General features: G+C 48.1%; 7 protein-coding genes. 2 read left to right on the top strand and 5 right to left on the bottom strand.

What is annotated here, in order from left to right; translation table 11 throughout:
* Positions 1-16 precede the first annotated feature (16 nt).
* Positions 17-3,085, bottom strand: a complete 3,069-nt coding sequence (locus tag BMW79_RS26975) for a SusC/RagA family TonB-linked outer membrane protein (RefSeq protein ID WP_089900538.1) — start codon at positions 3,083-3,085, stop codon at positions 17-19.
* 181 nt (positions 3,086-3,266) lie between these two features.
* On the bottom strand, positions 3,267-4,577 hold the full coding sequence (locus BMW79_RS26970; protein ID WP_089904304.1) for a glucosidase family protein: 1,311 nt from the start codon (positions 4,575-4,577) through the stop codon (positions 3,267-3,269).
* Between the two features lie 245 nt (positions 4,578-4,822).
* Between BMW79_RS26970 and BMW79_RS26965 the strand changes: the two genes are divergently transcribed.
* Positions 4,823-5,554: a GntR family transcriptional regulator gene (locus BMW79_RS26965; protein ID WP_089900535.1), complete on the top strand. Its 732-nt coding sequence runs from the start codon at positions 4,823-4,825 to the stop codon at positions 5,552-5,554.
* A gap of 88 nt (positions 5,555-5,642) precedes the next feature.
* Here BMW79_RS26965 and BMW79_RS26960 read toward each other — a convergent pair whose 3' ends face one another.
* Positions 5,643-6,530 carry a hypothetical protein gene (locus BMW79_RS26960; protein WP_089900531.1) on the bottom strand — a complete coding sequence of 296 codons (888 nt, stop codon included), beginning with the start codon at positions 6,528-6,530 and terminating at the stop codon, positions 5,643-5,645.
* A 154-nt stretch (positions 6,531-6,684) separates the two neighbouring features.
* On the opposite strand from BMW79_RS26960, the gene BMW79_RS26955 reads away from it, so the two are divergent.
* Positions 6,685-10,716, top strand: coding sequence for a DEAD/DEAH box helicase (locus tag BMW79_RS26955; RefSeq protein WP_089900528.1), 4,032 nt, complete (start codon positions 6,685-6,687; stop codon positions 10,714-10,716).
* A 3-nt stretch (positions 10,717-10,719) separates the two neighbouring features.
* On the opposite strand, the gene BMW79_RS26950 is transcribed toward BMW79_RS26955, so the two are convergent.
* Both BMW79_RS26950 and BMW79_RS26945 read right to left on the bottom strand, forming a co-directional pair.
* A complete protein-coding gene (locus BMW79_RS26950) occupies positions 10,720-11,478 on the bottom strand; it encodes an SDR family NAD(P)-dependent oxidoreductase (RefSeq protein WP_089900524.1) in 759 nt (252 codons plus the stop codon).
* Between the two features lie 10 nt (positions 11,479-11,488).
* Positions 11,489-13,207, bottom strand: a complete 1,719-nt coding sequence (locus tag BMW79_RS26945; RefSeq protein WP_089900521.1) for an IlvD/Edd family dehydratase — start codon at positions 13,205-13,207, stop codon at positions 11,489-11,491.
* Positions 13,208-13,349 lie beyond the last annotated feature (142 nt).

Here is a 13,349-nt window from a genome sequence, read left to right as displayed (position 1 = left end):
GGGTACACGTTTTTCATCAGAAGCTGACATTCACACCCAGGTTCCACACGCGTGGGCGGGGATAAGGGAAGAAGTCGATGTTCTGGGAGAAACCGGTGTTGGTACCATAACCGAAGTTAAAAGTGTCTACTTCAGGATCATAACCAGTGTATTTGGTGATCAGGAAAAGGTTTTGCACGCTCGCATAAATGCGGAACTTGGTGATATGGCTTCTTTCCAGCCATGATTCCGGGAAGGAATAACCCAGGGTGAAATTCTGACCTCTGATATAGGAACCATCCTCTACCCACCAGGTATCAAAATGGGAATCCTGTGTGAATTTGTAGCTACGCACCTGTGCAATATGCGTGTTCTGATTTTCCGGAGTCCAGGCATTCAATACAGTAGCCAGGCTGTTTGCCAGCGTCTGACGGTCTTCGGTAGAGTGCTTGAACGCAGCAGCGGTATTTACACCCTGTACAAAACGGATATCAAAAGTGAAGTCCCATCCTTTCAATTTAAATGTACTGCTGAAAGTACCGGTCCATTTTGGATATGCACGGCCTATGATGCCGTATACCGCGTTGCCATTGGCGTCATACTCATATTTTCTGTCGCCGGGTAACAGGGAATGCTTGGCTGCTTCCGCTGCTTCATCGGTGCTGTAGGTACCTAAGCGGTTCATACCATAAAACGAACCAATGGGTTCACCTACCCGCAGGATATTGGTCTGACCCAGGAAGTTGGGACCAGGGAAGATATCTGCGTTACCATCGTTGAGCGTCAGGATTCTGTTTTTGTTGGTCGCAAAAACAAAGGTGGTACTCCAGGTAAAGTTTGGTTTCTGGATGTTGATCGTGCTGAGGTTTACTTCCAGACCGGTATTTCTCACTTCTCCCACATTTTTATACACATTGGGGGTGTACATACCGGCAGACCATGGAATAGGCGCTGCGAGCAGGAGGTCGGAGGTTTTACGGTTGTAGTAATCCACGTTCAGGTTAATGCGGTTATCTACCATTACTAATTCCAGACCTGCATCAATCTGGTTGGAACGTTCCCATTTCAGATCAGGGTTACCCACATATCCGGGGATCAGGGTGGGTTGGTTGGCGCCATTTAACACCACCTGGTCTGGTCTGAGTTGTGCTAAACTCTGGAACAATCCAATTTCCTGGTTACCGGATGTACCGTAACTGGCGCGGATTTTCAGGTTGTTGATCGTTTTGCTGTTTTTCAGGAAGTCTTCTTCAGACACACGCCATGCGGCGGCTACTGAAGGGAAGAACGCAAACTGGTTGTCCTTGCTGAATTTGGAAGAACCATCATACCTGCCGGTAGCAGTAAAGAGATATTTACCTTTAATGCTATAGTTCACACGCGCATAGTAAGAGTTCATCGACCATGGCTGTGTCTGGGAAGTGATATTGGCGCGTACCGATCCTGCCGCCTGGTAGTTCCACTGGAAGTAATCAGACAGGAAGTTCTGCGTTTCCGAGAGATTGTTTTGTGCATTGTATTCCAGGAAGGAAATACCGGCAATGGCGTTTAAGGTATTGTTGTTTTTGAATGTTTTATTGTAAGTCAGGTAGTTTTCTGACTGCCAGTATTTGTTGTAGTCGTTGGTAATCCTCGCTACACCACCCTGGTCCTGTGATAAGTGGGGCAGGTTACCGGCAGAATAGAAGTTTGCTTTATTGCTGATCTGGTCATAACCAAAGTCTGTTTTGAATTCCAGGTCTTTGGTAATGCGGAACTGCATATAGAAGTTACCCAGGGTATGCATCTGGTTGTTCAGGGTATACCTGTTCTGGGCTATCTGTACCGGGTTTGGACCTCCTTCCAGACCGGCAATGTCGTAGTTGCCTGCCCAGGTGCCATCAGGATATCTTACCGGAACGATGGGTACTTCTTCCGTTACCATCCTGGGTACGTTCAGGGAACCATTACCATCAGATACCAGTCTTTGGGTACTGGATACGATATTCAGGCTACCGCCTATTTTCAGCCAGTCTTTTACCTGGTCATCAAAAGTGGCCCTGGCGGAATATCTTCTGAACCAGGAATTGATCATCAGACCATTCTGATCGAGATAACCGAGGGAAGCGCTGTATAAGAGTTTGTCGGTACCGCCCTGGAAATTCAGCTGGTGACTGGTAGAAACGGCTGGTTTATAGGTTTCCTTTTCCCAGTTGGTGTTGTACAGTGGTTTGTTGTTTTCATCAAACAGCAAAGGATAGTGGGCGTGATCCAGTATAGCGGTAGGCGTCCAGGTGCCATGATCCGGGTCGAACTTGGTGGCATTGGCAAAAGCTTCGTTATAAACTTTTACAAATTCATCGGAGTTCAGGGTCCGGAGGTGGCGGGCCAGGGTGCTTACGTTTACATCTCCCTGGTAGCTTACCTGGGTGGGGCCTGATCTACCGCGTTTCGTGGTGATCATGATTACACCGTTGGCGCCTCTGGCACCATAGATCGCGGTAGAGGAGGCATCTTTCAATACTTCGATAGAGGCGATATCGTTCGGGTTGATGGCATTACCATCTACACCGGCCACACCGTCTACTACATATAGCGGGTCAACAAACGAGTTGATGGAGCCAATACCACGGATACGCACTTTAGCTGCCTGGCCGGGGGCACTGCTGTTGATGTTTACATCCACACCGGCAATTTTACCCTGCAAAGCCTGTGAGATGTTGGGAACAGGTGCGTCCATGATCCTTTCTGCTTTTAAGGAAGATACGGCACCGGTGAGGTCCGATTTTTTCACCGATCCATAACCGATCACCACCAGGTCGTTCAGGGTGTTTACCTGCACTTCGAGGGAAACGTTGATAGTGGTTTGATTGCCCACCACGACCTCCTTGCTTCCGAATCCGGTGAAGGAGAATACAAGGACGGCATTCTGATTCGGAACCGTAACGGTGTAAACGCCATCCACATTGGCAATGGTGCCGGTGGACGTACCTTTCACAGCGACCGTCGTATTGGGGATCGCGGTTCCGTCAGCGGCACTGGTGACCTTGCCGCTTATCTTAATCTGGGCCATAGCCTGCATGGAGAATAGCAGGCATGCAAGCACATAAAATAGTTTTGCTTTCATAACAAGTCTTTAGAGATGATGGAATAATAGCCGGTAAATTGTACGTTTCAGTTGATGTTAGTCATAGATGTGTCTATGACTGCAAGTGAGATTTGGTTTTATTCATGTGATGATGTGTTTTTAATCAGTTAGATCCGGTTGATGAATAAATAATAAATGAGCAGGCTTAATTGTTTAATTATTACTGCTGATTAATTGCCCATTTTTTCAAAAGCGTGATGGCGTCTGATAAAACACCTGCTTCTCCCCGAAAATTGCCTGATCCTTTTGGAGTGCCTGTCTGAACGTCGTACCATTCGAAGAAACCGTTGTGAGCAATGACGCGGTCGGTCATGGGTTTGAGCTCTGCTACTGCTTCCTGTATAAATCCGTTTATAATGAGGGCTTGTATCATGCGTCCGCCAAACCAGGTCCAGTCGCCTGCGTTCTGATACACATAAGGGTGCATATTCGGAAACTCCTGCGCGGGGTAAGGCGGGTATACCGTAATGCCAATGGTGGCGAATTTTTCTTTGGCGGCGGCCTGTGTCATTTGCCGGTTAATAGCTGCTATTTCGCTGGCGGTATGGAATCCTGCCAGTATCGCACAGGCGGAGCCTCCTGTATAAAGTATTTCCTTTTCGTTGAAGGACGGGGAAAACGGACTGCCGTCCAGGTAAAGATGCGGGATATATTTCTGTGCTTTCGTATCCCACAGGTATTTGCGTACATTTTTGCGGATCCCGGCCGCTACGGCGCGCCAGTCCCGTTGCGCCTTATAACCGGGAGGCTGCATGGCCAGGAAATCCTGGATGGCGATTACGAACATCGCGTTATCGTAAATATCTATCGCCCACTTCGTTTTATCGTTGATAGCCACGCCCCAACCGGTTTCTGGTTGAACATCCCCCCAGTCGATGGTAGTGGCTCCGGTGATTAAACCATATTTTTCCGACCAGCGCTCTTTCAGTAGATACTCCATGGAGGCCTCTATCCGTTGCAAAATCGTTTTATCATTAATCACTAAAAAAAGGAAGGCCTGATCGCCGGTAGCTGTCACGTATTTTTTGATCGCCTGGATCAGGGAAGTTTCCTGGTCGGTTTCTACTGTATTCTTATGCGCTGCCCATTCCGGCGCCAGATCTGAATAACGGTACTGGTAGCCGCCATTCGCCTTTGCGCGCGGGATAACGCCATCAGGGATATTCCCGTCTGCCGCCTGCATCCGGAAAAAAAGCAGCAACATTTCTTTCACCTGGGCATGTGGAAGTACCTGCAGGGAACCGTTAATAAAAGTATTGAAATCCCGGATCCATACTTCTCCGTAAGAAGTACCCGCCGTAAAGTCTGTCAGTAATCTCAATGCACGCGCCTGGACCGTGTCCAGACGGCTATCTGCCAGTATCGTGGCAGCAAGGTTTTTTGGGTTATTCTGAGCAGCCAGGTTTCCGGAAAGGAAAACAGGAAAACCAATACCTGCTATAAAGGGAATTATCGAAAAAATCTTTTTCATAATGTGGCCCCGGATATTATGTACAAACATATAAACATAAATTTATTAATGCAAGAAAAGTTTTTAACATCGTCTTAACAAGATCGTATGCTAATAATTAATTTAATATCAAATAATTATGATGTTAAAAATAAATTCATATTAATTAGTCGTACTTATTCTTATCTTGAAGCGCCACCATACATACTGCCAAAATAAGCGCAGGTAAAATTGTTTTTCTTGTTTATTTCCCCTTGCTTTGCTGCATGAATTTGAGTATAGATCATAAAAATCCTTTACCACTTCATATACAGGCAGAAAACCTGTTAAGGAATATGATAAAAGATCCACAGTATGCCGGTGGAAAATTTTTACCTAACGAAGTCCAGCTCGCCAAACAACTGGCGATTTCCAGATCTACCTTACGTCACGCTTTAAATAAACTCGTATACGAAGGACTGCTGACCAGGAAAAAAGGAGTGGGAACAAAAGTAGCAGAAGCTGCCATCAGTTCTAAATCAAAGAACTGGCTCAGTTTCACGCAGGAAATGACCGCGCGTGGCATTGTTATCAAAAACTTTGAACTGCATGTCACCTGGGTATTGCCGGATGAAACCATTGCCAATTTTTTTGAAATTAGCCCTAACAAGAAAGTACTGAAACTGGAACGTTTGAGAGGTAAAGCGGAAGGACCTTTTGTATATTTCATTTCCTATTTTCACCCGAGAGTGGGATTAACCGGTGAAGAGGATTTTAAACGTCCGCTGTATGATATACTGGAAAAGGATTACATGACGGTAGCCACTTTATCCAAAGAAGAAATCAGCGCAAAATCTGCCGATAAATTTATTTCGGGCAAACTGGAACTGGAATCAGGAAGCCCTATCCTGTTAAGAAAACGGTTTGTATTTGATCAGGGAGAACGACCTATCGAATATAACCTGGGTTATTACAGGGCCGATAGTTTTGTATATACGGTAGAAAGCAGAAGAGAATAGTTTGCGCTTTTAATAAGCGAAACAATAGAAACGGATCAACAGGAATACCACATCGTATTCCTGCTGATCCGTTTTTCATATTGCCTGTTTATGGCTTAGGAGCGGCGGCTACATCCTTTGTAACTGCCGGCCATACACCTGGCGCAGGGAAGCTCACACCTTTGGTAGCGCCTCTTACACCGGCATCCTGACCGAAGTAATACAGTGGCCAGCCTTTGTAGGTTAATTGTTTTTTACCGGCTACGGTAATGCTGCCGAATAATGTTTTGTCCAGCGTAGAGGGTACTACGATCTGATCCGTTTCGTAGATAGGCCATACCGCATTATTGGAAAAATCCGCTTTTGTAAATTTGTTGATGTTGAAACTATCCTTGCTGAATGCATAGAGCGTAAGTCCTTTAGCATCGGTGAAATACAATGTTTTACCGGTGCCTTCCGTATGATCCGCCAGGTAGTTTTTTCCGTCGGATCCAACGAGCTGGCCGTTTACAAGCTGTATGGAGTAATCTGCTTTAGCAACAAACCAGATGCCGCCAACGCCTTCTCCATTTGTCTGTCCGGGCGCTTCACGTACGTTGTAGCCGCCGGATGGTGGCGCATAGTAATACAGCGGCCATCCTTTATAGGTAGATTGCTTTTTACCATCGGTGGTGGTGATGGAGCCAAAGTCCTTGATGTCCAGGCCCGTTCCGAGTGCTGCCTGCGCCAGGTTGTCGCCGGCATAGTACACCGGCCATACGGCCGCACAGCCACCCGTGCAATTGTTGTTACCATTAAAATCATTGGAGAAATAATAAAGGGAATTACCATCTACGTCCGTCAGATGATTCCCTAAGGTAGCGTTGCTGCTCAATTGTACCACTGGCTTAGGTGTGGGAGGAGTGGACGGATCATCGTTTTTACTTCCGCAGGAAGAAAACGCAATGATACCAGACAAGGCTATCAATGAAAGAAGGGTGTTTTTTACGCAGTTCATACTGTTGTGATTTTTAGAAATTTGAAATAACATACGCTGTTGCGGGCTGTTGGTCAGTAACAGCCGGGTCAGACAATCGGTACTTATGCGTATTCGATAAAAACAGTAAAAAGGTTGTCTCCCGCTGAAAATATTTTCAGCTACTTTTGTTGCTATGGTCAATGAAAGTTTCTACCTCCGGCAATATGAATCCCAGGAAGGCGATACACGGCTGGTGATGGACGTAATGTCTGTGTACATGTATCCCCTGGAAACATTTACCATTACAGACGCGGTAAACCGGGTGGAAGAAATAAAAGGTATCAGGATCAGTGAAATCATAAAACACCTGATGGCATCCGGGTTGGTGATAAAGCATGTGACAGGCAATTATTCGCTGATCCCGGAATTGAACTTTATTCTTTTTCCGCTAAATATTAAACAGGCGCGTTATGCTACTTTGCTGGAAAGAACCCGCTACGCAGTACACGCCTTTTACAGCATCAGTGCCCGTATCCAGGATCTGCAGCAGGTGTTGGTGGCGTATTTTACGGGCGACCGCTTTTTATTATCGCCGCCTGTCCGGAAAATAGAACTGGAGCTGTCTGAATACCAGCCCTATCTTTCCTACCTGTTATATTTCCCCGTTTATGCCGGATTACTGGCCTTTTTCAGCCAGGAAAGCATGGACAAAATTGTATCCTTTGCATTAAAATACAATTTGCTGAAAATGCCACCGGTAGAGGAACTGGAAGCTTTTGCCCGGCAGTATGGCCAGGATTTTCCGGAACTGATGCTGTTGCAGGGACAACTACAGATAGCACCCGCTGATAAAACAGCGGATGATCTTTATGCCCAGGCAGTGATCCTCCTGTATCAGCGGCAACCTGAAAAAGCCCTGGCTTTTTTTGAAAAAGGAATCAAACGTCAACGGCAGTACGATAAAAAGAATACACTGCCGTTATCACCGTTGTTTGCGTTCTATTACGCCTTCACACTGGCTGTACTGCCGGGTGAACACGTAAATGCACTCATCACAAAAATTGTGAGCGCCTATGAACGCAAATTATTTCCGGCGATTACGCCTGCCATTTGCTTACTGCATTTTCATGCCGGCCGGAAAGAAAAAGGAGAACAATTGTTACTGCTGATTCTGGAAGGTGATGAAAGTTCTCTCCTGAGTTACTTGTCTGTATTGTGTTTGCAGCTGCTGCACCCCAAAAGTAAATTGCTGCGCAACTTTAGTATGACCGCTGCCCGGGTCATGAACCTGGGTATGGAACGTCACTACCGGTTACTGACCTACGAATATTTATATTTATTTAAGGGAGATGACTACCAGGGATATGCCTCTCTTTTCCAGGAAGCAGGCGCCATTGCCGGTTATCCGCCGGTATTTTCACAGATGGAGCAAACACCTGACTGGGAGCGATTGTTAAATACCCTCTTAGGGGCGGATAGCCATCTCACAAAAAAAGAAAAACAGGTGGTCGCCACCCGCCTGATTTACCTGGTAGATTTTGATCACTATAAAATACAACCGGTGTTGCAAACCTCGCAAGGCAGCAACACCTGGAGCAGTGGCCGCAATGTAGCGCTGAAGAAACTCAAGGAAGGAAAGGCGGAAGCCATGACTGAGCAGGATCTGCATATAGGCGCTACCGTACAAAAGGATCACTATTACAACTACGACGGTGAATCCTATTCCTTTGCAGAAACAGTCTGGGAAGAAATTGCCGGTCACCCGTTATTGTTTTCTGCAGATGATATCACGCTGTCTGTAGAAATCATTAAAGCACAGCCCGAACTAAGCGTTAATAAAACCGGCCATGGATATACCTTTAGCGCCAATATTGATGACTATGTCAGCGAAACCGTTTTTGTAAAGGAAACCAATACCCGCCTGAAAGTGATTCACCTCACGGCCCAGCAACGACGCCTGTTACAAACATTGCAGCAGATTCCGGTGGTACCTGCTGCGGGCAAGGATAAGCTGATCCAGGTGTTGAAAAGCATCGGCGCACACCTGACCATCCATGCGGATATGGGCGATATTGCCGCCAACATCAACAAGCGGCCGGGCGACAGCCGTATTGTAATTCAACTGCTGCCACTCGGCGATGGCCTCAAAGCCGGTATCTATGTGAAGCCATTTACCATAGATCCTCCTTACTGCAAACCAGGTATAGGGGCGCATAATATTATCGGCATCAGCAACGGAGAACGCTGGCAGGCCATCCGCGATCTCGCTAAAGAAAAAACTAATGTAACGGCGTTGCTCAACCTCATACAAGGCGCTATTGAACAGGATCTTGGTGATGATACCATCATCTTTGAAGACCCGCTGGACTGCCTGCAACTACTCGAAATTATTCATCAGTATCCCGAACTCGTAAGGGCCGAATGGCCCGAAGGAGAACGGTATAAAGTCCGTCAGCAGGCAGGATTCGCGCAGCTGAGCATCTCCCTGAAAGAAAAAGATCACTGGTTTATGTGCACCGGTGAACTGAAAATAGATGAAATGACGGTGCTGGCGCTGAAAGACCTGCTGGATACCACCCGCACGGTAAAGAAGCGATTTATCGCCTTGCAGAACGGGGAGTACCTGGCATTGACGGGCGATTTACGCCGACGGTTAAACGAAATGTCCAGCGTTGCAAATATAGATCAACAGGATATCAGTATACAGCCTTATGCAGCACCTGTGCTGGATGAACTGCTGGAGCAGGCAGGTAGTGTTACCACCGATGCTGCCTGGAAAGCTTTTTCCCGTAAGCGCAGCAGCGCAATGGAACTGGCTGTAACGGTACCGGATACACTGCAAACGGAGCTGCGACCTTACCAGGAAGAGGGTTTCCGCTGGATGACACATCTCGCTGCCTGGGGGGCAGGCGCCTGCCTGGCAGATGACATGGGCTTGGGTAAAACTATTCAGGCGATCGCGCTACTGTTACACCGGGCGCCCGACGGTCCTGCATTGGTGATTTGTCCGGCTTCTGTAGTGACTAACTGGAGCAATGAAATAGCACGGTTTGCCCCGTCGCTGAACGTAATATTGCTGCATAACGGGCATCGTGCCACGCTGATTAAAAGCGCCGGCCCGTTTGATGTGGTCATCACCACCTATGGACTGCTGCAGGCAGAAGAAAAATTGCTGGCCCGCGTGAAATGGCCCACCCTGGTGCTGGATGAAGCACATACCATCAAAAACTTCCAGACAAAAACTTCCAAAGCCGCAATGGCCATGCAGGCCGGATTTAAACTGATGCTAACAGGAACGCCTATCCAAAATCACATGGGCGAAATCTGGAACCTGTTTAACTTCCTTAATCCCGGGCTGCTGGGCAGCCTGGATCATTTCAATAAACAATTTGTTTTCCCTTCGGTGCGTAACCCGGAAAGCACCGTGAAACAGCATCTTAAGAAATTAATTGCTCCTTTCATTTTACGCCGTACTAAAACAGGTGTGCTGGATGAGTTACCGCCAAAAACAGAAATCGTAAAACTGGTGCCTTTGTCGTCTGATGAAGCTTCCTTCTACGAAGCATTGCGGCGGAAAGCCCTTGAAAATATCAAGGCACAGGAGGGTAGCATGGCGCAGCAGCATATCCGTGCGTTGGCAGAGATCAGCCGGTTGAGAATGGCTGCTTGTCACCCGCAGCTGGTGGATGCAGAAAGCGAGATCCCATCTTCCAAACTATCCGTATTCAGGGAGATAGTAGAGGAACTCGTGTCCAATCAACACCGGGCGTTGGTATTCAGTCAGTTTGTGAAGCATTTGGATCTTGTGAAGCAGCTGCTGAATCACCTGGGCATCACATATCTCTACCTCGACGGCAGTACGCCTTTATCGCAGCGGGATAAGCTGGTGAAGGATTTCCAGGCGGGCAAGGCGCAATTGTTTCTGATCAGCCTGAAAGCGGGTGGATTGGGACTTAATCTTACTGCGGCCGATTATGTGATTCATATGGATCCGTGGTGGAATCCGGCTATTGAGGAGCAGGCCTCCGACAGGGCGCACCGTATCGGTCAAACCCGGCCGGTTACCATTTACCGTCTGGTGGCGCAATATACCATTGAAGAAAAAATCATTGCATTACACAATAGTAAACGTGATCTGGCAGATCAGCTGCTGGAAGGCAGCGATCAGGCTGGCAAACTCAATGCAAGGGAGTTGCTGGACCTGATCGCAGATCATAGTTTATAGCGCTTAAAACGGCGAAGGACTGATACTCGTCCACCCGCCATCGATAATCAGGCTTTGCCCTGTAATATGCCTGGCGTGATCAGATACCAGGAATAGCGCTGCGTTGGCGATATCCTGCGTATGAGCAGGGCGCCCCATAGGCGTGAGTTCCGACCAGGTGCGTTCGTAGGAAGGATCGTCCAGCGTACGTTCCGTAAGGGTGGCGCCGGGCGCAATCGTGTTCACCGTAATCTTATGTGCAGATAATTCAATGACCAGGTTTTTTGCCAGCATTTCCAGCGCCGCTTTACTCATACCGTAGGCGGCCAGGTCTTTATGCGCCTGGTGGCCGGTAACGGAGGAGGTAAACAGGATGGAGCCACCCTGGGGTTGTTGTTTCATCTGGTTAGCGGCCGTTTGGGCCAGGAAGAAAGTACCGCCTAAGTTTACCTGCATCACCCGGTTAAATGCTTCGGGCGTATAGGTAAAGAAGTTACCAAACAGCGTAATACCTGCGTTGGCAATCACGATATCGAGTCTTCCGTATTCGGTAACGGCGGTATGTACCATCTGCTGAATAAAGGCCACATCGCTGGAATCGCCAGGCATGGCTATACAGCGGCCGTTGGCGGCGGTGATGGCCTCCGCAGCCTGTTGTGCGAGGGGCGTGTCAATATCATTCAGAATGACCACTGCGCCCTGCAAAGCGAGTTGTTTGCTTATTTCAAATCCGATGCCCTGTCCGGCGCCGGTTACGATCGCTACTTTGTTTTCAAATGTCATAAACCGGTATTTAGTGTGAGTCCCTGGTTACCTGGCTGCCGGAGCTGCCTTTCAGAAAATCGAGATCAGCGCCCAGATGCGCCTGCTCTACGTGTTGCTGGTACAGTTGCACATATCCACGGGTCGATTGCGGATACACCGGTTTCCATGCTGCTTTTCTACGGGCAATTTCTTCCGGGGTAATATCGGCATACAGGCGGCGCTGATGTACATCCAGTGTGATTACATCGCCTTCCTGGATAATGGCCAGGTTGCCACCAGCAGCGGCTTCTGGTGATACATGCAGTACTACGGTACCAAAACCGGTACCGCTCATCCTTCCGTCGGAAATGCGCACCATATCGGTGATACCGCGTGCCAGCAGTTTAGCCGGTAGTCCCAGGTTGCCTACTTCCGGCATTCCGGGATAGCCTTTAGGGCCAACGTTTTTCAGTACCAGGATACTGTTTTCATCTACCTCCAGTGCAGGATCATCGATCCTTTTTTTATAATCATCGATGTCTTCAAATACAACGGCTTTGCCGGTATGCTGCATCAGGTGCGGACTTGCAGCAGATGGCTTGATAACGGCACCATCTTCGCAGATGTTGCCTTTCAATACCACGATACCGGAAACGGCGTTAAAAGGATCTTCCAGGGTAGAGATGACTTCTTTATTATAGCTCACTGCATCGGCGTAATTGGCGCCGATCGTTTTTCCATTAGCAGTCATACAATCAGTATGCAGGTGTTGCAGGAGTGCATTCATGACGGCGGGTAAACCACCGGCGTAATACAAATCCTCCATGAAATAGCTGCCGGAGGGCTGGAGATTGGCAATCAGGGGGATATTGGCCGAAAACGTGTCCATATCCTGCAGATTCAGTTCTATCCCGATACGGCCGGCGATGGCCAGCAGGTGGATAACAAAATTGGTGGAACCACCAATGGCGGCATTTACGCGGATCGCATTCTCAAAAGATTCCCTGGTCAGGATATCAGACAGTCGCCGGTTTTCGCAGACCATTTTCACGATTTCATTGCCGGAGAGTTGCGATAACACTTTTCGTGCGGCGTCCGGCGCCGGTATAGCTGCGTTCTGTGGCAGTGATAATCCCAATGATTCTACCATACAGGCCATCGTGGAAGCGGTACCCATTACTGCGCAATGGCCGTCGCTGCGGCACATGCCGGCTTCTGCCATGGCCAGTTCTTCGTTGCTCATCCGGCCGGCCCTCACATCTTCACTAAACCGCCAGATATCACTGGTACCAATGCTATGGCCCCGGTGCCGTCCGGTGAGCATGGCGCCACCAGATACCACAATCGTAGGGATATTGACGCTACAGGCGCCCATCACCAATGCTGGTGTAGTTTTGTCACATCCACATAATAATACTACCCCGTCAAGCGGATTGGCGCGGATCGATTCTTCCACATCCATACTCACAAGATTCCGGTATAACATGGCGGTAGGTTTGATCAGTGTTTCGCCCAGCGACATTACGGGGAACTCCAGCGGATAACCACCGGCTTCCAGTACGCCGCGCTTCACGGCTTCCGCCAGTTCCCTGAAATGAGAATTACAGGGGGTGAGTTCCGACCAGGTGTTACAAATACCTATAATGGGCTTGCCTTCCAGTTCATGCGAAGGAATCCCTTGTTTCTTTAACCAGGCCCTGTAAATAAAACCATCTTTGCCTCCACGGGCAAACCAATTGCTGCTTCTGAGTGAATTTTCCTGCTTCATAACGTGAGTCGATATGCGATAAGGTACAATAAATTATGGATTTTGAAAATCAGTGAGATATAATTTTCCATATGGCTCATTACAGGTCTGCTTATCAACCTGCTTATTCTACATGATAAGTAGGTTATCATTTAACAGATGT

The organism is Chitinophaga arvensicola (genome assembly GCF_900110835.1).
Classification (GTDB): Bacteria; Bacteroidota; Bacteroidia; order Chitinophagales; family Chitinophagaceae; genus Chitinophaga; species Chitinophaga arvensicola.
This window is presented reverse-complemented; position numbering and strand designations above follow the sequence as displayed.

Bases quoted from the DNA above. Each gene is read 5' to 3' on its own strand.
- BMW79_RS26975 (WP_089900538.1), bottom strand. From the start codon at position 3,085: ATGAAAGCAAAACTATTTTATGTGCTTGCATGCCTGCTATTCTCCATG.
- BMW79_RS26970 (WP_089904304.1), bottom strand. From the start codon at position 4,577: ATGAAAAAGATTTTTTCGATAATTCCCTTTATAGCAGGTATTGGTTTT.
- BMW79_RS26965 (WP_089900535.1), top strand. From the start codon at position 4,823: ATGAATTTGAGTATAGATCATAAAAATCCTTTACCACTTCATATACAG.
- BMW79_RS26960 (WP_089900531.1), bottom strand. From the start codon at position 6,530: ATGAACTGCGTAAAAAACACCCTTCTTTCATTGATAGCCTTGTCTGGT.
- BMW79_RS26955 (WP_089900528.1), top strand. From the start codon at position 6,685: ATGGTCAATGAAAGTTTCTACCTCCGGCAATATGAATCCCAGGAAGGC.
- BMW79_RS26950 (WP_089900524.1), bottom strand. From the start codon at position 11,478: ATGACATTTGAAAACAAAGTAGCGATCGTAACCGGCGCCGGACAGGGC.
- BMW79_RS26945 (WP_089900521.1), bottom strand. From the start codon at position 13,207: ATGAAGCAGGAAAATTCACTCAGAAGCAGCAATTGGTTTGCCCGTGGA.